Source organism: Stenotrophomonas sp. YJH_SMC_138 (assembly GCF_059369855.1).
Genome location: NZ_JCAFTB010000003.1, coordinates 271,342 through 298,088, shown reverse-complemented (window position 1 = coordinate 298,088; position 26,747 = coordinate 271,342). Strand labels below are relative to the sequence as shown.

21 protein-coding genes and 1 pseudogene are annotated in these 26,747 nt (G+C 68.5%); 2 read left to right on the top strand and 20 right to left on the bottom strand.

The genetic code is table 11. The annotated features are described in order from the left end of the window. Positions 1–4 precede the first annotated feature (4 nt). Entirely contained in the window at positions 5–970 is a 966-nt protein-coding gene (locus AC5P7I_RS09445; protein ID WP_262088333.1) for a DUF4434 domain-containing protein, read from the top strand. On the opposite strand, the gene AC5P7I_RS09440 is transcribed toward AC5P7I_RS09445, so the two are convergent. From AC5P7I_RS09440 to AC5P7I_RS09405, 8 genes and pseudogenes are all read right to left on the bottom strand, one after another. Next, positions 964–3,798, bottom strand: a complete 2,835-nt coding sequence (locus AC5P7I_RS09440; RefSeq protein WP_262088334.1) for an NfrA family protein — start codon at positions 3,796–3,798, stop codon at positions 964–966. The two genes, AC5P7I_RS09445 and AC5P7I_RS09440, sit on opposite strands and share 7 nt — an antisense overlap. Beyond that, a complete protein-coding gene (locus AC5P7I_RS09435) occupies positions 3,795–5,942 on the bottom strand; it encodes a glycosyl transferase family protein (RefSeq protein WP_262088335.1) in 2,148 nt (715 codons plus the stop codon). Before AC5P7I_RS09435 ends, AC5P7I_RS09440 begins: the two co-directional genes overlap by 4 nt. 6 nt (positions 5,943–5,948) lie before the next feature. After that, entirely contained in the window at positions 5,949–8,150 is a 2,202-nt protein-coding gene (locus AC5P7I_RS09430) for a cellulose biosynthesis cyclic di-GMP-binding regulatory protein BcsB (RefSeq protein ID WP_262088336.1), read from the bottom strand. After that, a pseudogene (gene wecB, locus AC5P7I_RS09425) lies at positions 8,147–9,330 on the bottom strand (non-hydrolyzing UDP-N-acetylglucosamine 2-epimerase). The gene AC5P7I_RS09430 and the pseudogene wecB overlap by 4 nt, the downstream one beginning before the upstream one ends. A 266-nt stretch (positions 9,331–9,596) precedes the next feature. Then, positions 9,597–10,634: a fimbrial protein gene (locus AC5P7I_RS09420; RefSeq protein ID WP_032962457.1), complete on the bottom strand. Its 1,038-nt coding sequence runs from the start codon at positions 10,632–10,634 to the stop codon at positions 9,597–9,599. Next, positions 10,625–13,189 (bottom strand): fimbria/pilus outer membrane usher protein, encoded by a 2,565-nt coding sequence (locus AC5P7I_RS09415; protein WP_197557177.1) that lies wholly within the window; start codon positions 13,187–13,189, stop codon positions 10,625–10,627. Before AC5P7I_RS09415 ends, AC5P7I_RS09420 begins: the two co-directional genes overlap by 10 nt. A gap of 92 nt (positions 13,190–13,281) precedes the next feature. Beyond that, positions 13,282–14,010 carry a fimbrial biogenesis chaperone gene (locus AC5P7I_RS09410; RefSeq protein WP_014645904.1) on the bottom strand — a complete coding sequence of 243 codons (729 nt, stop codon included), beginning with the start codon at positions 14,008–14,010 and terminating at the stop codon, positions 13,282–13,284. Between the two features lie 85 nt (positions 14,011–14,095). Beyond that, positions 14,096–14,635 (bottom strand): fimbrial protein, encoded by a 540-nt coding sequence (locus tag AC5P7I_RS09405; protein ID WP_014645903.1) that lies wholly within the window; start codon positions 14,633–14,635, stop codon positions 14,096–14,098. A gap of 459 nt (positions 14,636–15,094) precedes the next feature. On the opposite strand from AC5P7I_RS09405, the gene AC5P7I_RS09400 reads away from it, so the two are divergent. Beyond that, positions 15,095–15,460, top strand: a complete 366-nt coding sequence (locus tag AC5P7I_RS09400; protein WP_014645902.1) for a hypothetical protein — start codon at positions 15,095–15,097, stop codon at positions 15,458–15,460. A gap of 16 nt (positions 15,461–15,476) precedes the next feature. Here the strand turns inward: AC5P7I_RS09400 and pncB are convergent, their stop codons facing one another. The 12 genes from pncB to gspG all read right to left on the bottom strand — a co-directional run bounded on the left by pncB (position 15,477) and on the right by gspG (position 26,729). Beyond that, positions 15,477–16,658, bottom strand: a complete 1,182-nt coding sequence (gene pncB, locus AC5P7I_RS09395) for a nicotinate phosphoribosyltransferase (protein ID WP_014645901.1) — start codon at positions 16,656–16,658, stop codon at positions 15,477–15,479. Between the two features lie 102 nt (positions 16,659–16,760). Next, complete coding sequence (locus AC5P7I_RS09390; RefSeq protein WP_032962463.1) at positions 16,761–17,600, bottom strand: glycosyltransferase family 2 protein; 840 nt, start codon at positions 17,598–17,600, stop codon at positions 16,761–16,763. Further along, positions 17,597–18,448, bottom strand: coding sequence for a glycosyltransferase family 2 protein (locus AC5P7I_RS09385; protein WP_049408712.1), 852 nt, complete (start codon positions 18,446–18,448; stop codon positions 17,597–17,599). Before AC5P7I_RS09385 ends, AC5P7I_RS09390 begins: the two co-directional genes overlap by 4 nt. Positions 18,449–19,054: 606 nt before the next feature. After that, complete coding sequence (gspD, locus tag AC5P7I_RS09380) at positions 19,055–21,262, bottom strand: type II secretion system secretin GspD (RefSeq protein WP_262088337.1); 2,208 nt, start codon at positions 21,260–21,262, stop codon at positions 19,055–19,057. A 9-nt stretch (positions 21,263–21,271) separates the two neighbouring features. Continuing rightward, positions 21,272–22,060, bottom strand: a complete 789-nt coding sequence (locus AC5P7I_RS09375) for a type II secretion system protein, XpsN-like (RefSeq protein WP_014645897.1) — start codon at positions 22,058–22,060, stop codon at positions 21,272–21,274. Beyond that, entirely contained in the window at positions 22,050–22,763 is a 714-nt protein-coding gene (gspM, locus tag AC5P7I_RS09370) for a type II secretion system protein GspM (protein WP_032957951.1), read from the bottom strand. The genes AC5P7I_RS09375 and gspM overlap by 11 nt, the downstream gene beginning before the upstream one ends. Next, on the bottom strand, positions 22,738–23,883 hold the full coding sequence (locus AC5P7I_RS09365; RefSeq protein ID WP_262088338.1) for a PilN domain-containing protein: 1,146 nt from the start codon (positions 23,881–23,883) through the stop codon (positions 22,738–22,740). The genes gspM and AC5P7I_RS09365 overlap by 26 nt, the downstream gene beginning before the upstream one ends. Beyond that, a complete protein-coding gene (locus tag AC5P7I_RS09360) occupies positions 23,880–24,743 on the bottom strand; it encodes a type II secretion system minor pseudopilin (RefSeq protein ID WP_049404739.1) in 864 nt (287 codons plus the stop codon). Before AC5P7I_RS09360 ends, AC5P7I_RS09365 begins: the two co-directional genes overlap by 4 nt. Next, on the bottom strand, positions 24,740–25,372 hold the full coding sequence (locus AC5P7I_RS09355) for a type II secretion system protein J (RefSeq protein WP_262088339.1): 633 nt from the start codon (positions 25,370–25,372) through the stop codon (positions 24,740–24,742). The genes AC5P7I_RS09360 and AC5P7I_RS09355 overlap by 4 nt, the downstream gene beginning before the upstream one ends. Then, positions 25,369–25,788: a type II secretion system protein XpsI gene (gene xpsI, locus AC5P7I_RS09350; protein WP_032956500.1), complete on the bottom strand. Its 420-nt coding sequence runs from the start codon at positions 25,786–25,788 to the stop codon at positions 25,369–25,371. Before xpsI ends, AC5P7I_RS09355 begins: the two co-directional genes overlap by 4 nt. Beyond that, positions 25,785–26,279 carry a type II secretion system protein XpsH gene (xpsH, locus tag AC5P7I_RS09345; RefSeq protein ID WP_049404744.1) on the bottom strand — a complete coding sequence of 165 codons (495 nt, stop codon included), beginning with the start codon at positions 26,277–26,279 and terminating at the stop codon, positions 25,785–25,787. Before xpsH ends, xpsI begins: the two co-directional genes overlap by 4 nt. A 6-nt stretch (positions 26,280–26,285) precedes the next feature. Beyond that, a complete protein-coding gene (gene gspG, locus AC5P7I_RS09340) occupies positions 26,286–26,729 on the bottom strand; it encodes a type II secretion system major pseudopilin GspG (protein WP_014645890.1) in 444 nt (147 codons plus the stop codon). Positions 26,730–26,747 lie beyond the last annotated feature (18 nt).

The window sequence follows — 26,747 nt, the reverse complement described above, 5'->3', positions numbered from 1 at the left end:
GCCGTTGCGCCGCCGGTTGCTGCGCGCGGCAGTGCTGGCGCCGTTGGCCGCTACGCTCGCCACCCTGCCCGGCTGTTCACTGCCGGTGCAGGTGGATGGCACCTTCCTGCAGCCCTGGCGCAGCCATCTGCAGTGGGGCCCGGCCGACTGGCAACGTTCGTTGAAGCTTGCCCACGCGCTGGGCTGCCGGCAGCTGGTGCTGCAGTGGACCGGCATCGTCGGTGGCAGCGATGGCGACTGGTCGCTGCCGGACAGCAACCTGCAGCAGCTGTTCACCGCCGCCAGCGAGAACGACATCCGCATCCGCGTTGGCCTGCCCTTCCAGCAACGCTGGTGGCAGGCCATCGGCGCCGACGACGCCACGCTGCAGGCGTTCCTGGCCGACAGCCTGGCGCACGCGCGCAGCTGGTTGGCACAGGCGCCGTGGGCGCAGCAGCCCGCCTTCGGCGGCTGGTACCTGCCCTACGAACTGGAGCAGTTCCACTGGGCCGATCCGGCCCGCCAGCAATGGCTGGCGCAGTGGCTGCACGGGCTGGCGCAGGCCGCCAGCGCGCGCGGCGGTGACTGTGCGATCTCCTGCTACTTCAGCCGCCTGCAGACCGACGGCGACCTGGTCGCGCTGTGGCAGGCGGTGCTGGCACGGGCCGCGCTGCGGCCGATGGTGCAGGACGGCGTGGGGGTGGCCGGCGCCGGCAACGTGCAGCAGCTGCAACCGCTGCTCGGCCATTTCCGGGCACAGGGCATCGGGTTCGATGCGATCGTCGAACTGTTCCGCGAACTGCCCGGCAGCCCCGCCGACGGCGGCGCGTTCAAGGGCGAAACCGCAGATGCCGCGCGCATCCAGCGGCAGCTGGCGTGGGCGCACGACAGCGGTGCGCAGCACGTGCTGGTCTATGCACTGGAGCCGTGGCTGACCCAGGACACGCCGCAGGCCGCGGCGCTGCGACGACGTTGGGGCCTGCCTCAGTAGGAGAGGATGGCGGTCGCGAACAGGCCCTTGGCGCGCTGCGTATCACCGCCGCCGATCGCGAAGCGGTACTGCACGGTCAGGTCCAGGTAGGAACGCGGCGTGTTGTAGTGGTCTTCGCGGAACCAGTAGCGCACGCCCACGCCCGGCCCTGCGCCGAGTGACCAGCTGCGCTGCGTATCGTTGAGTGCGAACGACTGCGCCGGGAACAGCGGGTAGCGGATGTCGCGCACGCGCGAGCGCTGGTCCAGCCAGTCCGCCCCCACCACCACATACGGCGTGACCACCCAGTGGGTCTGCCCGGCACCAAAGCGGAAGCTGCGGCCGGCACGCAGTTCACCGGCAGCGAACCACTGTTCGCGATGCAGGCGCCCGTTGGCATCGCCCACCCGGCGCACCGGCGTGCCATTGGCATCGAGTGCGTCGAGGGTGAAATGCGCGCTGTTGTCATCCCACGTGTAACCGCCCTGCGCGTAGCCACTGACCATCCACCACTGGTTGACGTCGGTGCGCAGGTCGGTGCCGTGGTAATAGCCGTAGGTCAGGTAGGACATCCAGCCACCGGAACCGCTGGCCAGGCGGTAGCGGGCCAGTGTGCTGGCTTCCAGTGGCGGGTTGCGGGCCAGCTGCAGGCTGCATTGCACGACCGCCGAAGCGGGGTAGACATCGCCCGTGCGGGTGGCGCTGCCGAGGAACTGGCGACGCTCGATGCCGGCGCTCAGGCCGGTCTGGCCGAAGGCGTAGCGCAGGCCGAACGAGGCGATGGTGGACGGCCAGCCGGTGGTGGACCGCGAGCGGCTGAGCCGTTCGGCGCGTGCGCGTGCATCGGGCGTCGATTCGCCGGTGCACGGGTCCACGGCGCGGATCGACTCGTAGGTGCCACCCTGGTCGTACAGGGTGTTGAGCAGCCGCGCGTAAAGCTCCAGCGTGCCGTGCTGGTCATTGAAAGCCGGCGGGCGCCAGAACGCTTCAAGCGTGCTGAACACCGAATCACCCGGCGTACTGATCGCCGCGCCGCCGACATTGGTCGCCGCCTGGCGCGCGCTACGGAAGCCGGCCGAGGCGATCACGCCCCACTCGCGCGAATAGTTGGCGATGGCATTGCGCACGTTGTGGCGCTGGTGCGCATCCAGTCGCAGCTCACCGGCATCGGCACGATCAATGGCCGTCCGCAGCAGGGTCACCGCCTGCGGGTGATCGCCGTTGGCCGCGCTGGCGTAGGCCTGGTCAAGCACCACGCCCTTTGGTGCCCTGCCGGTGGCCTCGGCGGCACGGAAGTCGGCCAGTGCGCGCGCCGGCTCGTGCGCCTTCTGGTTGAGGTAGCCGCGCTGCATCAGCGCCTCCGCATCGTCAGGGCGCTGTGCCAGCGCCGCATCCAGGCGCTGCCGTGCTTCGTCCTGCTGGCTGCGGTTGCCTGCCGCCAGCGTGGTGGTCAGCAGCCCCTGCAGGCTCGCGTCGTCCGGTGCGAGCTGCACGGCCTGCCGCGCCTCGCCGATGGCCTCGGCATAGTCCCGGCGCGCGTAGGCCGCGTAGGCACGCTGTGCGGCACCACCGTCGCCCTGCAGGTCGGCCGGCATCAACTCGCAACGGTTGCCGCTGTCGCCAGACTGGCAGTGCTGGAACGGCGCCGGATAGGTCTGCGCGCTCATGCGCGGACGCTCGCGACTGGAACGGACCGCCTTGGCGCGCTGCTCGATGCCCTGCTGCAGCAGCTGCTGCGCGCGTGCATCGCTGGCATCTGCTGGCAATGCCGCGCGCAGCGGCGCCAGCAGTGCAGCCGCACGTGCGCGATCCCCAGCGGCCAGGGCCGCATCCACCGCCAGCAGGCGCACGTTGCGCTGCTGCGTCGTTGAGCCCGGCATGGCGAGCGCGGCGTCGAAGTCCTCGTTGGCGAGCAGGCTGTTGCCCTGGCGCTGGCGCAGGTAGCCGCGCATCACCCGCGCATTGAGATCCTGGCCGTCGGCCTGCAACGCCTGGTCGGCACTGCGCTCGGCGTCGGCCAGCTGCCCCTGCTGCAGCTGCGCGGTAATCAGCAGCAACCGGTACGTCGCCACCTCCGGTGCCAGCTCGACAGCGGCACGTGCCTGCGCAACGGCCGCGGCATCATCCTGCGTGGACAGCGACCGGTACGCCTTCTGGGCCTGCAGCAGCGCACGCTGTCGATCCAGCGCCACGCGCTGTGCGCGCAATGCCTCGACATTCGGCGCGCCCAGCTGCAGCGCGGTGGCAATGGCGGCGTCGGCCTGTTCGGGCTGCTGCTGTGCCTCCAGCGCGGCCACCCACAGCATCGCCCAGGCGCCCTGCGTTGGCTGCTGCCGGAAGGCCTGCTCGGCCTTGCTGGCTGCCTCTCCCATCCGCCCGGCGTCATAAGCGGCGTAGGCGTCGGTGGCCAGCGCGTAGGCCTGCTGCCTGGCGCGGTCTGCGCCGCTGCCAGCCACGCGCGGTGGGGAGGGTGCGCGCCCGCTCCTGGCATCCGGAGGCGTGCTGCGCGCAGCGGTGGCAGCGGCCAGCGCCGGCAACGCCGGATCCTTCAACCCCGCATCCAGTGCACGACGTGCCTGCTGCTGGGCCTCCGCCGGCCGGCCCAGTTTCTGCAGCGCGTAGATCTGCAACAGGCGCAGCCGCACCACGTCCGGGCGCAGCCGGATCGCTTCGGTGGACTGCCGGTAAGCCGCAGGGTAGTCACCGCGCTCATAGGCGGCAAACGCCTGCTCGGCGACGCGGTAGGCCGCACCGGACAACGGCAGTGCTGCATCGGTCTGTGCCAGCACCGGCGCGGCGGCCGTGGCCAATGCCACGGTGATGACGGTGGACAGCAGCGTGGTCTTCATGCCGGCAAGGCTCCGGGAGGCGGTGACTGCAGCGTGGCCGCACGCCGGCGCTGCTCCTGCATGGCCTGGGCCACGGCCTCTTCGGTGGTGATGCCCTGCTTGACCAGGTAGTCGCCGATGCGGCCGTCGCGCTGCGGCATGTAGTCGTCCAGTGCGATCTCGAAGCGTGCGTGGTCGATCAGGCGCATTTCCACCAGCAGGTCGCCCAGCAGGGGCACGGTGTCCAGCTGCCATTGCCGGTCGCCACCGATCAGCCGCAGGCCGGCGTTGATCTCGCTTTCGCGGGCGATGCTCTGTTCAATGTGGTTGCTGCGCGTTTCCTGCTTCAGCAGGGCCAACGCGTCTTCGGGCAGCGGGCTGGCCACGGCCAGCCGCAGGGTGCCTTCCTGGCGCGGCGGCAGCGGCAGCATGCGCCATTGCACGCAGGCATCGGCACTGATCGGGAACTGGCAGGCGCGCAGGTAGTCCACGTCGATCACCGCGCGTGGCAGGTCACCCTGGAAGGCGATGGCCTCGGCCAGCGTTTCATCATCCAACCAGCCCTGGGTGAGCAGGATGCGGCCCAGCGGTTGCTGGCGACCTGCCTGCTGCTGCTCCAGTGCCTGCTGCAGGCGCTCCGGCTCCACCGCCTGCCAGGTGGTCAACAGTTCGCCGAGCTGCTTGCGCGTCTGCACCAGCTGCGCCGCGTCCGGGAAGTCGTGCATGGTCTTGTCCCAGACCATGCGCTTGCCGAACAGCAGGTAGGCCAGGAACACCTTCCACGCGCGGGCGGTGGCCATGAAGTTGATCATGTTGCCGACCACCATCCGCGGGATCGACATCAAGGCATGCTCCCAGCCGTACAGCCGGTTGACGAAATAGAAGCGCTGCACGACGCGGGTGGCCAGCGCTGCGGTGGTCAGCAGCGCCACCGTCATCTGCCAGGTGCCGGCCTGGAACACGCTGGGAAACTGCATCGTCCACACCCCGGACATCTTCAGCAGCCAGAACAGCAGCAGCTGCAGGAAGATGAGGTAGGCAATGATGCTGACGAACGAGGTGATGATGCCCTTGCGGTCGCGCGCCAGCAGGTACTTGGTGGCCAGCGAGCCGCGCCAGCCCAGCGACTCCCAGCTCTGCAGGCCGATGCCCAGCACCCAGCGCGCCTTCTGCCGGTACGAGGCACGGAAGTTGTCGGGGAAGTACTCGCGCACGCACAGCGCCATCTGCTGGGTGCGCTCGCGCACCGGCCCCCAGCCGAACCAGGACGGGCGACGCACGCGGAACTGCACCGGGAAGCGGGCGAAGATCGACTGCATGCCCATCGCCGCCAACCGCGCACCGACGTCATAGTCCTCGGTGAGGCTGTCGGTGTTGAAGGGCTGGTTGTCGGTCTGCGCGCTCAGCGCCAGCAGCGCGCGCCGCGAAAAGCAGGTACCGACGCCCGCCGATGGCACCATGCCGGAAACACTTTCACGCACGACCAGATCCTTGGCGTGCCATTCGGCGAATTCGTCCATGTAGACACCGGCAACCAGCTCATACCACTCGCGGTCCAGCGAGGTGACCGGCAGCTGGATCATGTCCTTGCGCGGCAGCAGGTAGTTGTAGAAGCGCAGTTCCATCGGATGCAGCACGTCCTCGCTATCGTGCAGGATCACCCCGGCGAACTCGATGTCGTGGCGCTTCTCGTAGTCGAAGATCGCCAGGATCAGCCAGTTCAGGCAGTCGGCCTTGCTGGTCGGCCCGTCGTGCGGCACTTCCACGCGGCGCAGGCGCTTGTAGCGGCGACGCATGCGCTCGACCTCATCGATGGTCTGCTGGTCGTTGGGATAGGTGCCGACGAACACGACGTACTCGCGGTAATCGAGCACGTTGATCATGTTCTCCACCATCTGCGCGATGACGTCGTACTCCATCCACGCCGGCACCATGATCGCCAGCGGCTGCTGCGGGCGCTGCAGCAGGTCGTCCTGGGTCAGCGGCCGGTAGGCATCGCGGCGCTTGATCGTGAGCGCGCGCCAGCTCTCGCGTACCCAGTACCAGACATCGATGAACAGGTCATCGAGGCTGGAGATCAGGATCAGCACGGCCACCGCCGCCGCCGTGGTTTCCAGGGCGGCGTAGTAGTTGGCCAGCTGGATGTTCCAGAACAGACCGTCCACGGTGGATCAGTGCCCTGTGTTGGCGGACTTGCGGCGGCGCACCTGGGTGACGCGGGCGGCCAGCAGCGCGAACACGATCACGCCGACCAGCAGCAGCAGCCAGACCATGTGCCGTTCCCACTTCGATTGCGGGTTGCCATCCTGCGCGATACGCGTGCCGTAGGGATCCTGGCGGTCGAATTCGCGCACGGCATCACTGCCGTCGAGCACGGCGAGATCGCCCCGCAGCAAACGGAATGGGGCGCCGAACGGCGGTGACTGCGCACCGAGGTCGCTGTAAACAACGCCCAGCTGGCCACCGGACGACCCCACCTGCACCACCGCGGCACGATCCAGCCCGCTCACATCCAGCAGCGGTTGCGGCTTGCCGCCGATCAGCAGGTGGCCATCCTTCAGGCCGGCCACATCGACACCGGATGGCGCCACGCCGAACGCCAGCCACGGCGCGCCCGGGCTGACCACGGCACCGGCTTCGACCACCTTCAGTTCCGATGCCTCCGGCGATGCGCCCACTGCGCTGGTCACCGCGATGACCTTGCCCAGCGAGGCCGGCGCATCCTGCAGCCAGGTGCCGGGCACGAACACTTGGTTGCCGCGCGACAGCTGGCTGCTGGCACCCACGAAGTCACTGCCCAGCGAACGCTTGGCCAAGGTCAGGTGGCTGCTGGGCAGGATCGAGACCGGATAGCCCGTGGCCGGATCGTGGCAGTAGGGACGCGCCGGCTGGCGCAGGAAGCTGACACGGATCTCGTTGCGTGCCGACAGCGCGTAGGCCGGCACCTTGGCCACCAGCCGTTGCGGCTGGCCGTTGGCCGACAGCAGCTTGCCACCCAGCAGGTAATCGTTGAGGTAGATCGTGGCGACCGCGCCCTGCCCGGCCGCGTTGGGGGCCGCCGAGACATCGATCACCACCTGCTCAGGCAGGCGGCCATCGGCCGACAGTGCGCCGAGGTCGAAGCTGGCGCTGCGGTCGGCGCGGGTCACCACATCCATGGTGCCAGCGATGTTGCCGAGCCGGCTCAGCAGTACCTGGTCACCGTCCAGTCTGGGCGTGCCCGCTGCACTGACCTGCAGGCTTCGGCCCAGTGCATAGCTGCGCCACTGCTCGGCGAGCAGCCCGGCGACCTTGCCCGCCGCCGCCGGGTCGACCACCAGCGTCGGACGCCCGGCCACGGCCACCACGCTGACCGACGCGTTGGCGGCGGGCTTTTCCAGGCCGCCCATGTCGGTACCGCGCCACGCGGCGAACGCGGTGCCCGCATCGGCCCCCGCCGCGCCGACCTGTACGGCCAGCGCATCCAGCGCCGCACGCACGCCGGCGCGCAGTGCATCGCTGCCGATCATCACATCGGCGGCCAACGGCCCGCTGTCGCGCAATGACAGCAGCGCGCCGACTTCGGCCAGATCCCTGATCGCATGCGCGCGCTCACCCGTGGCCAGCGCGGCGTAGGCCGGCACGCCCTGCAGGCTGGCCGGGATGCTGATACCGGCGAGGTCAACGCTGTCACCGACCTTGGGCAGGGCCACCACCTGCACCTGTTTGCCCCCGGCCTGCAACGCGGTACCGATGCGCCAGGCCGCATCGTAGGCCGGTGCCTGCAGCGCCTTGCCATCCACCAGCAGGCGCACCCGCGGTGGCAGCGCCCCCCACGCCTTGGCAACGGTATCCACGGCGCGGCCGTCGAAGCGGTAGCTGAAACGCGAGTCCGGCGACAGCCGCAGCACATTGGCCGGCGCACTCTGGTCGGCGCACTGGTAATCGGACACGATCGACCACCAGCCGACGCCGACCCGTACGAAGCCGCTCTGGCGGGGTTCGCCATCGATGGCCAGCAGCTGGCTGGCATCGCCCTGGGCATCGGTGATCGAACGCGCCGCGATCGGGTCGCCATCGACCGACCACAGGCCCGAGGTGCGCCCGGCGTGGCCGCGCACATAGCGCCCATCCAGCTGCAGCTGCGCGTCGCGGGTGGCCACACCGGCCGGCACCGGCAGGTAGACCTCGCGCTGGCTCTCCTGCCCGCTCAGCACCAGTGGCTGGCGGAAACCGAGTTCGCGCAGGGTCATCTGCCGGTTCACCGTGCTGTCGCTGCTCCATTCGGTGAACTGGCCGGCGACGCTGTCGGCGGCATGGGCACTGCCAACCACGCCCGACAGGACGAACGCAGCGGCGGATGCAAACAGGGAAGAGCGGCCGGTCTGGGTCATGGCGTCACTTCGCGTGGATGGGGTGGACGGCGCCGCTGCTGCGGACGCCGGGCGAGAATTCGGGAAGGGGCGCACCGCGCAGGGCGGCGACGATGCGGGCGCTGGCGCGGCCATCCCCGTACGGGCTGGCATCGGGGTCGAAGCGGGCCGGCTGCGGGGGGCGTGCCAACACCGCGTTGACCGCATCGACGATGCGCGAGGGCGTGGTGCCGACCAGCGTGACCACACCGGCTTCGACCGCCTCCGGCCGTTCGGTGACATCGCGCATCACCAGCACCGGTTTGGCCAGCGCCGGGGCTTCTTCCTGCACGCCACCGGAGTCGGTGAGGATGACGTCGGCGCGCTGCATCAGGCGCACGAAGCGCAGGTAATCCTGCGGTGGCACCAGGTGCACGTTGTCGAGGTTGCCGAGGTGGGCATTGACCGGGCCCTGCACGTTCGGGTTGAGGTGCACCGGGTACAGCACCTGCAGGTCCGGCCGCCGTGCCAGCTCGGCCAGCGCACGGCAGATGTCCTCGAAGCCCTGGCCGAAACTCTCGCGGCGATGGCCGGTGACCAGCAGCAGCCGGCGGCCGGGGTCGAGCATATGGAAGGGTTCGTCGGCCTGCGCACGCAGTGCCGGATCGGCATCCAGCCGCTGCACGGTCTGCTGCAGGGCATCGATGACGGTGTTGCCGGTGACCAGGATCTGCCCGCCCAGGTGCTCACGGGCCAGGTTGGCGCGCGAGCCGGGAGTGGGTGCATACAACTGATGGCCGACCACATCGATCACCCGCCGGTTCATCTCCTCCGGCCACGGCCGGTGGATGTCGCCGGTGCGCAGGCCGGCCTCGACATGGCCGATCGGGATGCGGTGATGGAACGCGGCCAGGGCCGCGGTCATCGCCGTGGTGGTATCGCCATGCACCAGCACGTAGTCGGGGCGGACCTGCGTGTAGAGCGCGTCAAGCCGTTCGAACAGCCTGGAACACAGGCCATTGAGGGTCTGGTTGGGCACCATGACATCGAGGTCATGGTCGGCGGTGATCTCGAACAGCGCCATCACCTGGTCGAGCATCGCCCGGTGCTGCCCTGTGATGCAGACCACCGATTCGATATCCGCAGCGTGTGCCAGGGCGCGCACCAGCGGCCCCATCTTGATGGCTTCCGGTCGCGTGCCGAACACCGACAGGACCTTCACCGGAGCGCTCCCGAAAGCCGGCGCGGAAGGGGGCAAGCAGCAGTAGCCACGTCTGGATCCTTTCGGCGTTGCCGTCCAGCACCCGCAGGCAGGAGACGGTCACCTCATGAGGAAACTCCAAATTCGCGACATACATCACACTAAGGCGTCTGTATGCGCGTCGTGGCATCGATCTTCATCGTTGCAGGATCAAGACGCAGTCAACGCCGCCCGTGAGCCGGGCGACGTTGCGGCGGAACGCAGCAGGGGCAGCCGCCGGGGCGGCCTTACTCGTACTGGATGGTGAACGTGGCCTGGCCGTTTGCGACACCCGCGCCCACCGTACCGGCCTGGGTCTGCACGTAGCGCGCGCGCAGCGGCAGCGCCATGACGCTGGTACCCGGCGCGGTGGTGCCAACGTTGATGGTCTGGCCGAAGCGCACTTCACGCTCGGTGCTGCCATCGCGCTGGACCATCTGGATGCCGATGCGGGTGGCACTGTTGCTGGCCGCGCTCAGCTTCAGCACGCCCGGCATGTTCGAGCTGTCCTGGTCGGCATCGAGGCGGATGCCGATCTTGCTCTGGTAGGCGGCAACGTTGCTGCCCTGGCAGTTCAGGCGGATCTCGAAGTCGCGATCAACGGCCTTGGAGCCGACACCAGTGAAGGTGGTGTTGGGCACGCTGCCGAAATCGACGGCAATGTTGCGGCTGCCGGCCTGCACTTCACAGGTCGGACTGACCACGGTGGTGCCCGAGCCCTTGAACGTCGAGGTCAGTACCGGGCGCCCGGGGCCATCGCCGTCGAAGTAGTAGTTGGTGAAGCGGCCGTTCGGCGCGATCACGCCCGAACCGGTCTGCGCAGCGGTCTTGATCAGCTGGATGCGGAACTGGCCACCGATGAGGCTGACCACGGAACCGCCACCGAAGTTGATCGAGTGCGGGTAGTAGGTCTGGATCGCACCCGAATCGCGGTACAGGCGGATGCCGACGCCTGCCACATCGGTTTCATAGACGTTCGAGAAGCCGGCCACGGGGCGCTTCTGCGCTGCGTTGACGTACTCACCGATCGAACGACCGCCAGTCCAGGAATCGCAGCGGGCAACGCTGTTCTGCTGGGTGATCGGTTCACTGATTTCCTTGATCACGCCGCCGACCGGGGTGCTGGGCAGGATCACGATCTGGCCCATGTCCATGGTCACGTCCTGGGCGATGAACCAGCTGTTCTGGATGCGGCAGGCGGCGCTGGCCTGCTGCGCCAGCAGCACGCCGCCCAGTACGGCCAGCGCGGCCAGCGCCTGGCGGCCACGGGAAGAAATCATCGGCATGCTGCCTCCAGCGGGATGAAGCCGGTCTTGGACGCATCGGCGCCCGCCGGTACCTGGTAATCAATGGTGCAGCGCTGGTCGGCACCGGCGCCCCACTCGACCTGCAACTGGCCCTGGTTCTTCTCGCTGCGCACGTACAGGCGGCCGCCCTGGCTGACCATGCCGACCGGCTGGCCCTGTTCGTCCTTGACCTGCGCACCGAACGGCATGCTGCGGCCATCGGCGTTGCGCACCTGGATCAGCAGCGCGTTGCCCTTGCGGGTGTCGAAGCGCAGGTAGCTGATGGCACCGGCGAACGGCGCGATGGACTGGCTGGTGCTTTCCAGTTCGACGTCGTGGGCCATGCCCTGCGGATCGAGGGTGACGGTGTTGAGGCGGTACGGCGACACGTACGGCACCACGGCGTAGCCGCGGCCATCGACGCGCAGGCCCGGCGCGTTGCTGACGATCGCATCGCGCGCGCCCGGCGCTTCGACCAGCACCATGGTGTCGCCGCGCTGCGGGGTGAAGGTGAAGCCGCCCGGATGCACGACCACGCTGCCGTTGGCACCGACCGACGCCTGGCGGAAATCACGCGAGTGGCTGTAGGTGGCGTTCAACGCCGAGTAGCGGCTGCGGTACTCGGCATTGCCGACCGCAGTGGTGCCACCCTCGCGGGAATCGGACAGGGCCACGCCGTAGCTGAAGTTGTTGTCGACGCCGGCCGAACCGGTGATGCCGACGCGGCTGTTGTCGTAGCCACCGCGGTCGCGCGCGCCAAGGTCGGCGCTGAACGACACCGGGTGGGTGCCCCGGCCCAGCGGCACGCTCATCGACAGCAGGTACTGGGTATCGGAACGGCCGAGCACGCCTTCTTCGGTGCGCAGCGCCGAGAAGCCGTAGTTCACCGAGCGCCAGGCGTTGTTGTAGCCCACCTGGTACTGCTTGGAGGTGCCGGAACGGTCGTAGAAGTCACGCACCGAGCCGGTCACGTACAGCGCACCGCCACGTCGGCCCAGCGGCTGGTTCAGCGTTACCTGGAACTGGCTGCGCTGACGGCCACGGGTGGTCGGATCGATGCCGCGCTTGTCCGAATCACGGCCATACAGCGCGTCCTGCAGGCTGTAGAAGCCTTCAGTGGAGTAGCGGTAGGCGGCCAGGGTCAGGTTGGTCCCGGTCTCGCCGATCATGTTGCTGTAGCTCAGCCGCACACTGGCGCCGGTATGGCTGCCGTAGTGGTCGAACGAGGTCCGTGCATGGGTGACGTCGGCAGCGAAGGCACCGACGCGCGTGGACAGGCCGACACCGTACAGCAGCGACAGGTAGCCTTCGCTCAGCGCGCTGCCGCCGTACAGGGTCAACTGGTTGCCGATGCCACGCTGGTAGGTACCCTGCACCAGCCACGGCTCATCGGCCAGCAGCTTGTTGCGCACCTGGCCGGCGGTCAGCGAGTAGCGCGACACGCCTTCGCGCAGCATCTGCGGCACAGAACCGAACGGCACCTTGAATTCGCGGCGGCGGCCGTCGGCCTCGATCACGCTCACTTCCAGGTCGCCGCCGTAGCCGGTCGGGTACAGGTCGTCGATGACGAAGCTGCCCGGCGATACGGTGGAGGAGTAGATCAGCTGCTGGTTCTGGCGCACTTCGATGCGCGCGTTGGTTTCGGCAATACCGCGCACGACCGGCGCGTAACCGCGCAGCGAATCGGGCAGCATGCGGTCGTCGCTGGCCAGGCTGGCACCCCGGTAGCCGATCGAATCGAACAGCTCGCCCGTGGTGTAGGCCTCACCAATGGTGAGCATGCCGCGCACCTGCGGGATGCCGCGCTGCGCATAGGTGGCAATGCTCTGCCAGTGGCGGCCGTTGCCTTCGGACCAGGTCAGGTTGGAATCGTGGCGGAACTGCCAGCCTCCCAGGTTCAGGCCGGCGTTGAGGCCGAGGTAGGCGCTGCGATTGCGCTGCCCCCCTTCAACACGGCTGTCGCTGTCGATGGCGTTGAAGCTGTAGCCGACGAAGCCAGCGTTGATGCCGCGGTCCCACAGCGACGGATTGACGTAGCCGCGCGCCTCACGGCGCAGGAACACCTGCGGGATGCTGAGGTCGTAGCGCAGGTTGCCGCTGTCATAGATGCCATAGGCATTGGCCATGCGCCGCTGTACCGGCACGCAGCTGTTCGTGTCGGTCGGCAGCGTCGGGTCCTGCTGCAGCAGCACGGCCTCGCTGTCCACACCCATTTCTTCCAGCATCGGCAGCGGCAGGCAGGCGTCGACGCGGCCCTGCTCATCGGCCTTGAACTGCAGATCGCGACGGCCCTGCCAGCCACCGTTGACGTAGACGTCGACACGGTAGGTGCCAGCCACCATCGGGTTGCCATTGGTGAAGGAGGCCAGGTCGACCTGCTTGGCCTGGCCGGAGAGGAAGCTGGAGTTGAACTGGGCCGACTCGGGTGCACGCGCATTGGCCGCACCGCTCTGCGCCATCAGCGCCTGTTCGCCGAGATTGGCCGGCGCAGCCATCGCCCATCCTGGGCAGGCCACGCCAGCAACCAGCAGGCAGATCGCCTGGTGGATCGACAATGTCAATCTGTTTCCGATCACACTGACATTCCTTCAATTCGCCGCACGGCGGCGGTGGCGGGATGCGCAGGCCCATGGCCGGCGCGGCGCGTTCAGCCCCCGGTACTGCCGAGGCGGACCGTGTGCTCCACCCGACCGCCGTAATCGTTGATGGTGATGAAGCGCACCTGGTCGGAGCCCGCCGGTGCGGTGAACTCCAGGCTCTGCTTCGGCGCGACCATGGCGCCCTTGTCCTCGACGGTCTTCTCGCTGCTGCCGGTCACGGCATGCACTTCGGCCAGCGTGACGTGGAAGGGGCTGGGGTTTTCCACCCGCAGGCGATCGCCCGTGCGGGTCCAGCGCAACGCTGCCGGCGCGTCGTTGGCGACGCCCTTCAGGCCCTGCGGCCGGTAGAACAGTTTCAGGCGCGAACGGAACGCGACCTGCAGGTAATTCTGGTCGCCGCTGTCGGCGTTGTCGGGCGACGGCGGCACATCCAGCACGTTGAGCCAGAACACCGACTCACGGTCGGTCGGCAGCTGCGCACCGGAGAAGATCACGCGCAGCGCCTGGCTGCGGCCCGGCTCGACACGCGCGATCGGCGGCGTCAGTACAAACGGGGCGTCGCTGTTGTCGGCGGTCTGGTTGGCGTCGCCGCTGTCGATCCAGGCCTGGACCAGCGCCGGCGAATCGCCCACGTTGTCGACCTGCACGGTCACTTCGCGCGCCTGCGCCGGATAGATCACTCGCGTGCCGTTGACCACCACGCCGGCCAGAGCGTTCTGGCAGAAGGGCAGCGTGAACGCTGCCAGCAGCAGCGCCCGGGGAAAGATTGCTTTCATCGGAAGTACTACGCTCGAGGGGTGTGGCCAGGGGCCGCGAAGCACTGGCCGGCGCGTACGCCGGCCAGTGCGGGTACGACGACGATCAGTTGTAGATGATCGTGTACTTGACGCTGCTGGTGACGTCGCCCGGGGTGGCGGCGGCAGTGGCGTAGTACTCAGCGTAGTAGTTCAGATCGGCCGAGCCGTCGGTGCCGACGGTGACCCACTGCGAGTTGGTCTGCGCCAGGCCAGCGCCGGCAGCCTTGATCGGCAGGAACTGGTTGTTCGAGCCCAGCAGCTGCAGCTGCACGTTGGTGGCAGCGTTGGCCGAGGCCTGGTTGACCAGGCGGCCGCTGTTGAAGTCGACGGTCGAACCCGGCTCGAAGTAGGTGGCGACGTTGCCGGCGCTGCACTTGGTCAGGTTGATGGCGAACGGGGTACGGCCCGCAACGGCACCGGCGGTGGCCAGGGTGTTCTTGGACACGGTCGGCAGGGTCACGGCGAAGTCCTTGCCGCCCGGGGTCGAGATGGTGCAGGTCTTGTCGGTCACCTTGCCATTGAAGGTGATGGTGCCGTCGGCGGCGTTGGCGGCCAGCGGAGCGGCGGCCAGCATCAGAGCGGCAATGAGGTTCATCTTGTGCATTCGCTTTTACCTAACCCTACTGAAGAGATGAGAAGTAGAGGAGGAAGCAAGGAGCACTGCCGGGCTAACAAGACCCATCCTTGCGTCTCACCTGTGGCCGGACTCGGACATACCTCTCCCTGAATCCGTGACGCAAGTATAGGCGCAACTGTGATGAAAGTCTCATTATTTTTCTGAACGCCAATTCATTGACGCATTAAATGTGACGTGCTAGGCGAAATCACAGCCTCGGGGTGCGGGGGATTTGACGCGGGGCCCGGTCACGCTACAAACGACTGGGGATGTCGCATTGCGCGACGCGTTCGGCACGCGCGGAAACAGGCATTTTTCAGGGGGAATTTGGCTTCTTTGATGCGCATCACTCTTTCTTGGTGATGGCCCTAGCAAATTCGGAATCGTCCTATTAAAGGTTGATCGATCCTGTCGCTAACTAGGACACACCGAACCAGAGAACGTGTCATGAGGAACTCCATTCTGCTGTGCGTGGCCCTGATGTCCGTCAGTGCGCTGGCCCAGGCCAGCAGCGGCAGCATCCGTTTCAGCGGCCGTATCGCCGAGCCGGGCTGCACGACGAACCTGTCCCAGGGTGAGCTGAGCCTGGCGGCCTGCCCGCCGTCGGCCAAGGGTTCGACGGTGGCCGTGACGGCACTGGCCGATGGCCAGGCGGCGACGCTGCGTGACGGCAAGCGCCAGGGCCAGAAGCTGTCGGTGTCGGCCAGCGCGATGCGCGCCGGCGATATCGCCTTCTCCGAGCGCTACAGCGTGCAGGCTTCGAAGCAGCAGCCGCTGCAGGGCGCCTACCTGGTGGTCGTCGACTACCTGTAAGCCCTGCAGGCCGGTATTACTCCGGCTGCGGCAATTCGAACACCTGGCGCAGGTAGGCCAGGTAACCCGGGTCGTCGCACATGCTCTTGCCCGGCGAATCGCTGAGCTTGGCCACCGGCTGGCCGTTGCAGCGGACCATCTTGATGACGATGTTGAGCGGCGTCGGGCCGAGGTCATTGGTCAGGTGGGTGCCAACGCCGAACGCGACCTGGCAGCGACCGCGGAAGTAGTCGTACAGCCGCATCACCTTGGCGATGTCGAGCCCATCGCTGAACACCAGCACCTTGCTGCGCGGATCGACCCGGCGCTGCTGGAAATGCGCCAGCATGCGGTCGCCCCAGTCGAACGGATCGCCGGAGTCATGGCGCACACCGTCGAACAGCTTGCAGAAATACATGTCGAAGTCGCGCAGGAACGCGTCCAGGCCGACCACGTCGGACAGCGCGATGCCAAGATCGCCGCGGTACTCGCGCGCCCACGATTCCAGTGCTGCCACCTGCGAATCACGCAGGCGCGGGCCGAGCGCCTGGAACGCCTGCAGGTACTCGTGGGCCATGGTGCCGTGCGGGGTCATGCCATACAGGCGCGCGAAGTGGACGTTGCTGGTACCGACCAGCTGCGGGCCGAGCGCGTCGCGCAGCAGCGGCAGCAGGCGGGCATGCCAGTCACGCGAGTAGCGGCGGCGGCTGCCGTAGTCGGCGATGCGGCAGTGCTCGAAACCGGGGGTATCGCGCAGCAGCGCGGCCTTCGCCTGCAGGCGGCGCTCGCCTTCGGCGAAGTCGGCCGTGGTGGTGTTGCGGAACCAGACTTCGTTGATGATCGCCAGCAGCGGCACTTCGAACAGGATGGTGTGCAGCCACGGGCCGGTGATGTCCAGCTCGATCTCGCCGGGCACGGCCGTCGACGCACGCAGCTGGATGTACTTGCGGTCCAGATGGAACAGGCCGAGGAAATCGGCGAAGTCCGGCTTCACGAAGCGCAGGCCACGCATGTAGTCCAGTTCCGCGTCGCTGAAACGCAGGCTGCACAGGTGGTCGATTTCCTCATCGATCTGGGCGATGTAGCTTGCCAGGTCGATGCCGGGGGTGCGGCACTTGAACCGGTACTGCACCTGGGCGCCGGGGTGCTGGTGGAGCACCGCCTGCATCATGGTGAACTTGTACAGGTCGGTGTCGAGCAGGGACTGGATGATAGGCATGGGGCGGATTATGCGCCCGGCGGAGTGAACCGTGGGCGCGGCGAGTGGAGCCACACCATTGCGTGGATGACCCTTTCCATGCAGCCGAGCGTGGGCTCGGCTCTACAACGACCTGCGCAGCAGGCGCGGCACCAGCATCAGCGCATGCACCCAGATCGCAGCCCATACCGCCGCGCGCACCGGCAGCGAACGCTGCCTGGCCTCGAACTTCTGGAAGTAGCGCCACAGCCCCCTGTGCTTGTGCCATTCCACGAAGAACGGCCGCGAGCGGCTGGAGACACCGCGCACATGGGTAACCTGCAGGTCGTTGGCGATCGCTACCACCGCGCCGGCTTCGCGCGCGCGCCGGCACAGGTCCAGGTCCTCGGCGTGCAGGCGATAGCCCGCGTCCCAGCCACCGATACGGTCGAACAGCGCGCGCGGCATCATCAGCAGTGCGCCGGACAGTGCCGGCACCCGCTGCAGTGCCTGGTGCGGCTCACGCGGAACCGCCAGCTTCGAGCCCTTGCCGGGCGAACGCAGCATCCTCAGGAAATCCGGGTCGCGGCGGCGCACCGCCTCGTCGGCATGGCCATGCTCGTCCACCTGTTCAACGCCCAGCAGGCAGTCGCCCAGCGCTTCGGCGCGGGAGCGCAGTTCGGCCAGCGTGTCCGGCTCGACCATCAGGTCCGGGTTGATGAAGGCCAGCCACGGGCTGTGCGAGTCGGCCACGCCCTGGTTGTTGGCGGCGGCGAAGCCGGGATTGTCCGGGTTGCCGACGAAGCGCACGCGTGGATCGTGGCTGGCATGCCGCTGCACGATGTCCAGGGTGCCATCCAGCGAACCATTGTCGATCACCCGGATCTCGGCCACATCCTGCGCCTGGCGCAGGCGCGAGAGGCAGGCATCGATGGTGCTGCCACTCTGGTAAGTGACGACGATGGCGGCGATGGCAACATTCAAACGGGTGGCTCCGGCACTGACGGGACGAACAGGTCGCCCTGTTCCTTCGGCATTATCGCCTGCCGCATGCGCTGCTGCAGGTCGGCGCGCAGCCCGTGCAGCGGGTCGTGCATCAGGAAATCGGCCAGCCGCGGTACCCAGGCCGGCCAGCGCGCGGCCAGGGCCTCCAGATCGCCATCGCGGCTGACCGCCTCCCCTGCCCGGCTGACGAAGGCGGTCTCGCACAGCACGTTGCGCCAGCCAAGGCCGGCCATGCGCAGGCTGAGGTCGACCAGTGCCGCGTTCCAGCCAGCGTAGCTGTCTATGTCCAGGCCGCCGGCGCGACGGCGCGCGTTGCCCCGCACCAGCACCGCGTGGGTGACCGCCGATGGCAGCTCCGGGTGCAGCGTCGGCAGCGTCGCGCAGGTGTGCGCCAGCAGGACCGGGTCCTGCGGCTCGGGATTGATCTCGCCCAGCCGTGGCCACGCGGCGGTCTCGCCGGCATTGCACCAGGGGGTTGCGGTGGCGATCGCGGCATCGCGGGCGAAGGCATCCTGCAACTGCTGCAACCAGCCGGGTGATGGCACGCTGTCCGGCGCCAGCACGGCCACGTCCAGGCCATCGCAGGCGCGCAGCATCTCGTCCAGATGGGCGACTTCGCCCAGTGGCCGCGCGCGCCGGGTGTACTCGGCCTGCAGCGGCGTATGCGCCAGCCAGTGTTCCACCACCGCCTGCGCGCGTGGCCCGGTCTGTGCGTCATCGGCCAACCAGACCGCGGTCCCTGGCGCCGTGCCGGCATCCAGCGCGGCCAGGCAGCGGTCGAGTGCGGCATCGTCCACGCACAGCGGCAACAACACGATCGCCCCCATCCCGCCTCCGTGGTTGTCGGTGGCCACAGCGTAGCACCGGGAGGGTATCGGCCGGGTTGCACCCGGCACCCGCGGAGGCTGGAGCTGAAGCCGAAGCAACAGCCAGAGCGGGTTCCTGGGGGATGGCGGGGTGGGTCCGGTTGCGGGGGACGCTGCAAGTACGTCCATGTAAGCTCGGTCTCCGCATCCATGCGGCTCACGCCCCCGCAACCGGACCCACCCCGCCTTCGACAGATTTCTGCGATCTGTCGGCAAAGCCTGGGGTCAGATCCGTTTTCCAGAGGAAAACGGATCTGACCCCATTTTCTGATTTCGAAATCTGACAGACAGTCATCCACGCATGGCGTGGATCGTGTCGACCAAGGTCGACACCTACCAACAGCCGCGGGAGTCTGTCAGAGGTGGGTCGGCGTGGGGTGGCAGGACCGTTGGCGCCATGGATGGCGCCGTCGAGCCCCCAGGGACGGGTTTACGGCGTGTCCTGCCACCCCACCCCGACCCACCCTCCCTCAGTAAACCCGCTGTTGCTGTTGCTGTTGCTTTCGCTTTGGCCGTTGCCGTTGCTCCGGCCTCGGCGGGTGCCGGGCGCCGCCCGGCCGTAACCCCTTACTTCTTCGCGCGCGGCTGGTTCAGCGGCTCCATCGCGCGGAAGCGCTTGCTGTACTCGTCGGTCAGGTTGCGCGATTCCTGGCTGTTGCGGACGATGGTCGGGGTCAGCAGCACGATCACTTCCGAACGACGGCTGGTGCGGGTCTTCTGCCCGAACAACGCACCGACCACCGGAATCCTGCTCAACCCCGGGATGCCGCTGCTGCCGTCGGTGGCCGAATCGGTGATCAGGCCCGCCAGCATGATGGTGTCACCGCTCTGCACCGCCGCTTCGGTGGACAGCTTCTTGGTCGAGATGCGCGGGTTGCAGTTGCGCTCGGTCGGGTTGCAGGCCTCCGGCACGTCCGAGGCGCTGCTGACTTCCTGCACGATGTCCAGGAACACGGTGCCGTCGCGGGTCACGCGCGGGCGCACCTTCAGGATCACGCCGGTGTCGATGTACTGCACCGAGCTGTAGGTGCTGGTGCCCACGCCGGTGTTCACCGTGGTTGTGTTGATCGGCACCTTGTCGCCGACGTTGAGCGTGGCCTCGGCGTTGTTGCGGACGAACACCGACGGCGTCTGCAGCAGGCGCAGGTCGGTCACCTTGTCCAGTGCACTGACCACCGCGGCCGCGTTGTGGCCGGTGAAGGCCCAGCCCACACCGTCATTGCCGGTGACGCCGCCGGCGAAAGTGTTCCACGAACCACCTGCAGCCGGCGGCAGGGTCAGGCCCGCCAGGGCTCCGGTGAGCGCGCGACCAGCCACGGCATTGTCGAAGAACCAGTTCACGCCGTACTTCAGGTCACCGGTCAGCGCGACTTCGGCCACCTGTGCCTCGATGTGTACCTGCAGCGGCATCACGTCCAGCTTCTCGATCACCTCGCGGATCGAGCGCCACGCCTGCGGCGTCGAGCGCACCAGCAGGGTGTTGGTTTCCTCCACCGCCGACACGCCGACGCGGTCGCCCTCCACTTCCAGGCTGACACTGACGTTGCCGGGCTGGCGCTGCGGCAGGTTCAGGCTGCCATTGCTGCTGCCACTGCCACTACCACTGGTTCCGCCCAGCGTCGAACCCAGGTTGCTGCTGCTGTTGTCCATGCCACGGTCGCCGTCGCCGCCCAGCTGCGACGGAATGGCGCCCGGTGCCAGCGAGGCCGGGCTGGAGCCGCCGCGGTTGCCACTGCTGGCGAAGGCCTCGCTGAGGCGCTCGGCCAGGTCGCGCGCCTTGATGTAGCGCAGCTCGTAGGAGAACAGGCGGGCGCTGCCACCAGCGGTGTCGATGCGATCCAGCCACTGCTGGATCTGGTCCAGGTAGCGCACCTGCGGCGTGATCACCAGCACGGCGTTGGCATTCTCCAGCGGCAGGAAACGGAACATGCCGGCGCTGGGCGTCTTGCTCTCTTCGCCGAACACCTTTTCCAGGTCGGCCGCGACCTGCTCGGCCTTGCCCGACTGGATCGGGAACACGCCCACCGACATGCCCGACAACCAGTCGACGTCGAAGATCTCGACGGTGCGCAGGTAGTTTTCCAGTTCCGCGCGGGTACCCCCCAGGGTGATCACGTTGCGGCCACTGTCCACGTTGACGATGGCATTGGGGCGCGCGTACGGCTCCAGCACCTTCTTCATTTCGGTGGCGGAGATGAACTGCAGCGGGACCACGCGGACTTCGAAGCCGCGCGCGCTGGCCGCGGGTGCCGTGCTTGGCGCGACCGTGCCGGCCAGCGCCTGGTCGGCGGCGACGATGTTGTAGCGCCCACCGCTGTAGACCATCCGCGCGTTGTTCCAGCCCAGCACCATCTCCAGCAGGTTCAGTGCCTGCGCCGGCGATACCGGCTTGGGCGTGGCCAGGGTGACCGTGCCCTGCACGCCTGGTGCGATCACGTAGTTCTGGCCAAGCATGTCACCAAGGATGGCCTTGACCACCGCATGCAGCGATTCGCCTTCGAAGTTGAAGGTCGCCTCGCCGGTACTGGCACCGTGCAGCGCCGGTGCCGGCGCACGCGCGGCCTCGCGGTTGATCATGGCGCCGGTGCCGCGGCGGATCACCGCCTGCGGTGCCCCCTGGCTTTCACGGGCGGCATCGGCAGCGACATCGGCCGCCTGGCCGGCGTCGGCGCTGGGCGACAGATTGCCGTTGCGCTGCACGTGCGGCGCGGACACCGTACTGCAGCCGACCAGCAGCGCGAGGGCAAAGGACCAGGGAAGAAAACGCAGGTTCATGCATTCACTCTATCGGTTGGTGCCATCGCCCGGGGGCGGCGACGGTTGTTGCTGCTGTTGCTGCAGCTGGCGGCGGCGGGCCTGGATGCGCTCGCGGATGGCCTGCATCTGCGCTTCACTGGGACCGTTGTTGTTGGCCGGTGGGGTTGTTGCAGCGGCCGCCGCAGGCGCTGGTGCATTGCCAGCGGGCGACGGCGATGGGATTGCCGCGGGCGGTGGCGGCGCCGGCGGAGCGCCCGCCGAGGGCGGCACCACGATCGCACCTGCAGGCGGTGCGCCGTTGGCACCGCGCAGCACCGTCGGCGGCTCACCGCCCTGGCCGTTGAACACCGCCAGTTCCAGGACCTGGTTGCCACCGGGGCCGATCACCGTCGCCTGGCGCGGCTGCAGCGCCACCAGCTGCCAGCCATCCACGGCTTCGCCGTTGAGGCGCAGGCGCAGCGAGCGGTTCTGTTCGGTGGTAAACGTGGCCATGCCGAAATCGCCGGTCAGCAGCACACCGGTGAGGCGCAACGCGGCGCTGGCCGCCGGTTCGCTGCCACCCAGCAGATAAGGCCGCGGCCTGCGGTCTTCGGCGAACAACGGGCGCTCACCGATCGCGCTGTAGCTGTCGGCGCTGGCCATGCGCTCGGCCGCCAGCGGCGGCAGCGATGGCAGCGATGGCGCGGCGTCGGCATCACCGCCGGCACCCGGCAGCTGGCTGCCCAGCCCGAAGCCGGTCGCCAGCCAGACGGCGGCCGCCCACCCGGCCAGCGCCAGCAGGAAGCCGGTACGCAGGCTGATCTGCTCAAGCTTCATCGGCCACCTCCTGCCCTTCGGACGGGGGCGCCGGCTGCGGCGCAGGTGCGGCCTCGGCCGGCGACGCGGACGGTGCCGGTGTCGCAGCGGGCGCCGGAACCGTGCCATCGGCGGCAGCGCCCGGCAGCAGATAGCCGGCCAGCTCGAAGGACACGTCCAGGCCCAGCCCCGATTCGTTCGGTGATTGCTGGAAGCGCTGCGCGATCAGGTTGAGGTTGTCGACGAACAGGCGAGGGCTGCCGGTTTCCAGGCTGTGCAGCACGGTGGCCAGTTCGGCCACCCCGCAGCGCAGGCGCACCTGCATGGCGACGCGCACGAACTCGGCGTCGCGCCGGTTGTCGGTCAGCGGCGTGCGGTTGCTGATGGTGCAGCTGCGGTTGCCCGGGCTGGCCATCGCCACCGCATCCTGCAGCCGGGCGCCCAATGCAGCGGCGGCAGCTTCGGCAGTGGCTTCGCGCAGGAAGCCTGGCCGCTGCTGCAGTGCCTCGCGGGTAGCGCGAAGGCGCTGTTCGATCTGCGGCTGCTGCTGCAGCTGCGCCTGCACGCGCGACTCGCGTTCGCGCAGGGCGGCGACATCGGCATCGATCGCACGCAGCGGCTGGGTGAACCAGGGGTGCACCAGCAGCAGATAGGCCAGGCCCAGCACTGCCAGCAGCAGTGCCAGCGCCAGCCAGCGGTCACGGCGTGCGCTTGGCATCGGCATCGGCCGCCTCCAGGGTTGGTGCGGCGGCCGGCAACGGCTGCAGTTCGGCGGTCATGGTGAAGCGGTCGCGGCCACTGGCCGCGCCATCGGCCTGCAGCACCCCGGTCAGGTTGACCTTGCGCCACTGCGGTGCGTCCTGCAGCAGCTGCACCAGCTGCGACGCCTCGCGGCTCAGGCCGATCAGCTGCAGGTTGTTGTTCTCGATCGCCAGCTTCTCCAGGTAGGTACCTTCCGGCAGGCGCCGGGTCAGTTCGTTCCAGATTTCAACGGTGCCGGCGCGCTGGCTGCGCTGCTTCTCCAGGAATGCGGCGCCATCGATCAGCGCCTGCAGCTGCGCGCGTTCGCTGGCCACACCTCGAGCACTGCGCGCGCTGCGTTCGACCTGTGCACGCAGCTCATCGGCGGCGGCCTGGCGGTTGTCGAGCAGCTGCACCGCGGCCAGTACCAGCATCACGACGGCAGCCACTGCCAGAAGCAGGTTCCAGCGTCGCATCGGGTCTGGCCGCAGTTGGCGCTGTGCGGGCGGCAGCAGGTTCACCTGCAGCACGTTGCCCTGCGCATCGATGGCATCGACGCCCGCCAGCGCATCGGCCCATGGGCCCACACTGGTGCGCCATGCGTCCAGCTGCCGCAATGGCCACGCCACCAGTTCGACCTGCAGCTGGCCCTCGCCGCCCGCGCCGAGCTCACGCACGTCATAACTGACCTGGGATGATTCGAACGGGGTCTGCCGGTCGATCTCGAAACCGACCACGGCGCGCAGGCGGTCGGCCGCTGCAGCGGGCAGGCGCAGGCTACGCCGCAGGACGTCCGTCGCCGGCAGCAGCCACACCCGCGGCAGAGTACGCAGGCGAGGCTCCAGCACGCGGTCCAGCTCCACCGGCGACAGCGGCCACGGCAGGCGCGCTACCGCTTCGCGGCGTTCGCCGGCTTCACGCCAGACCTGCAGCTGGTCGCCCTCGTGCTGCAGCAGCAGGCGTGCCTGGCCCCAGCCCAATGCCCATTGCCAGCGCACCGGCACCCAGGCCAGCAGCGACTGCCGCCACCAGCGCAGGAAACGGCCGGCGCCCGGGCCGATCCGGCCCTGCACCTGCCGCAGACTGTCCTGCCACGCCGTCATCTTGCTGTCATTCCCTGCTCCCAGCGAAGCACTGTGTAAGTCCGCCCGGGAACCCCGCCCGAGCCACTGCGTACCACTGCCTGCAACACCGACCTGCGTCCACTGCCGTCGATGGCACCGGACTCGATACTATAGGTGCCGCTGCTGCTGGCAAGCGTTGTCGTGCCGCCAGCGGAATCTGCATCACGCTCCTGCTGTGCGCGCTGCGCCATCACACTGTCCGCATCCAGGCCCAGCGCGGTCAGCACCGGCGCGCTGGCGAACTGCGGATCCGGCCGTGCCTGGCGGCTGTAGAGGGTCAGGTGCGGCAGCATCGCCCGGTACAGGGGGCCGCGCATGCCCAGGACCCGCTGCAGCTCGCCCAGGGTCTCGAAGCGCTTGTTGCGTGGGCCGTAGGGCAATCCGGCTGCGGCGTAGTCCGGCGCTTCGGCGCCACCGCCCGGTTGCAGCAGGCTGTCCTCGTCGCGCCAGTCGATGATGGCGCCGGCCAACTGCCGGGCCTGTGCATCGTCTTCGCCCAGCGCCTTGAGGAAGGCGGTCAGCAGTGCGGCGTCGGCCAGGTTCAGGTTGATCTTGCCGTTCTCGTCCAGCACCTTGATCTCGATGCTGGCGTCGTCGAACTGCCAGCGGTAGGTACGGCCATCGGCACGCCAGGGCGCCCGTTGCGGATCGGCTGACAGGCGCATGAGGGCATATTCGAGGCCGGCGCGCGCACGTTCCTGCCCGCGTGCATCGTCATCCAGCACGCGCTGCTGCAGGTGCTCGACCCGTGCGCTCAGCGCGAACGCACCGACCAGCGCCGTCATCAATGCGATCAGCCACAGCACCAGCACCAATGCCGCCCCGCGCTGACGGCTCATCGCGTGCCTCCACTGCCACCGGCACGCAGCGCCACCACCAGTGGCGGCCACGGCGCGCCCCGGGATGGCACGATCTGGATTTCCACCAGCATCGGCAGGCGGCGGGTGTCATCCCAGCGCGGCAGCCAGTCGGTCACCTGCCCGGTGCTGGCATCGATGCCGCGATAGCGCAGCTGCACCGACTTCAGGTTGTCCACCAGCACCTCCGGCGGGCGCGGCGGATTCTCGGCGATGCGCTCGCCTTCCTGCAGCAGCACGAGGTCCAGCAGCAGGCGCTGTTGGCCACCGCGTCCGTCCACCTGCAGCGCGTGCAGGTAGGGGCCGCCACGGCCGAGGTAACCGGGCAGGTCGGCGGCGAACAGCATGCGTTGCTCCTCGCCCTGGAAGAAGATGGGTTCGCGGGTGGGGTCCGGGGCCTCCAGCGGAATGCGCAGTGCACCCGCCAGCTGCCTGCGCAGCAACGACTCGACCGCGCGCATGCGTTCACTTTCAGCGGCGATCTGCTCGCCGCGCTGGCTGACCGCCATCGCCGAGCGCACGCTGGCAAAGGCCAGTGCCAGGCCGCCGGCCAGCAGCACGGTGGCCAGCATCACTTCGACCAGGGTGAAGCCCGCGGCGCGCCGCTTCATCGCGCGTTCTCCAGGTCGGGCGGCAACAGGCGCAGGCTGCGCCAGTGCAGTTGTTCGCGCTCGCTGTCGCCCCAGCGCACCCGCAGCTGCAGCTCGGCCAGCCATGGGGTGCCCGCTGACGTGGCCTGCACGACGTTGCCGGCGCGTGGCTCGACCCACGGCTGGACCTGCAGCTCCCAGTGATAGCGCCCCTGTTCCCAGTCACCCTGCTGGCTGCCCACCTGCAGCGGCGCGTCGACACCGGCCTGGGCCAGCAACGACTGTGCATGCAGCACCGCACGCGTGCGCAGCTCGGCGTCACGTACCTGCTTCGCGCCACCGGACAGGCTGCCCAGCAGCAGGGTCAACGCCAGGCCCAGCAGGGCGAAAGCGATGATCACTTCCAGCAGGGTGAAGCCACGCGCGCGCCGCTTCATTGCGCCCGCCAGGGGCCGGAGCGGACCTCGCCGGTCAGCCAGCCGACGTCGACGCGCCATTCGGCACCGTCGCGCTGCAACCGGATACGGCCGCCGCTGGAGCCACCATCGGGATGGAACTCGATCACGCCCTGCCCCGCCGCGGTGGCCAGCTGTGCGGCACCTTCGAACTGCACCTGCAGCTGTGCCGGCACCTCACCGTGGCGCTGGTTGGCCCCCTCCCAGCGGCGCCGTGCCGGTTCGATCACGAAGCGCTGCGGTTCGCCGCGGGCGATCGCCTGCGCGCGCACCATGCGCAGCTGGCTGGCGATGTCCTTGCCGGCGCTGCGCAGCTGCATGCCGGCGAACCCGCGCGACAGGCCGGCGGCGGTGATCAGGCCGATCGCCGCGATCAATGCGATCACCAGCAGCATTTCCAGCAACGACAGTCCAGCCGTACGCCTGCCGTGCAGGCGCGGGCGTGGCAACCGGCGCGGCAGGAAGTGCGTCATGCGCGGTTACGGCTGGTAGCGGATGTCAGCGTCGACGCTGCTGCCGCCAGCCTTGCCATCCTTGCCCAGGCTGACCAGCTCATACGGCTGGCCTTCGCCCGGCGCCCGGTACTCCAGTGCGTGGCCCCACGGGTCATTCAGGTCGGCGGGCTTGGCGTACGGGCCGAGCCAGCCGCCGACACCGGCCGGCGCCGTCACCAGGTCGTTGAGCGTGGCCGGCAGCTTGCCGGTGTCGATCTGGTAGTTGTCGATCTTGGAGGCGACGGTCTGCACCTGCGCCTTGGCGATGTTGGCCTTGCCACGGTCGGCGCCGCCCAGCACGCGGCTGGCGACCAGGGTCAGCACCGCGCCGATCAGCACGATGACGATGATGATTTCCAGCAGGCTCATGCCCGACTGGTTGCGCGCGGCGGTGAAGGAAAGGCGGATCGGTCGGCGACGGGCAATCATGGACGGTCCTTTCAGTTG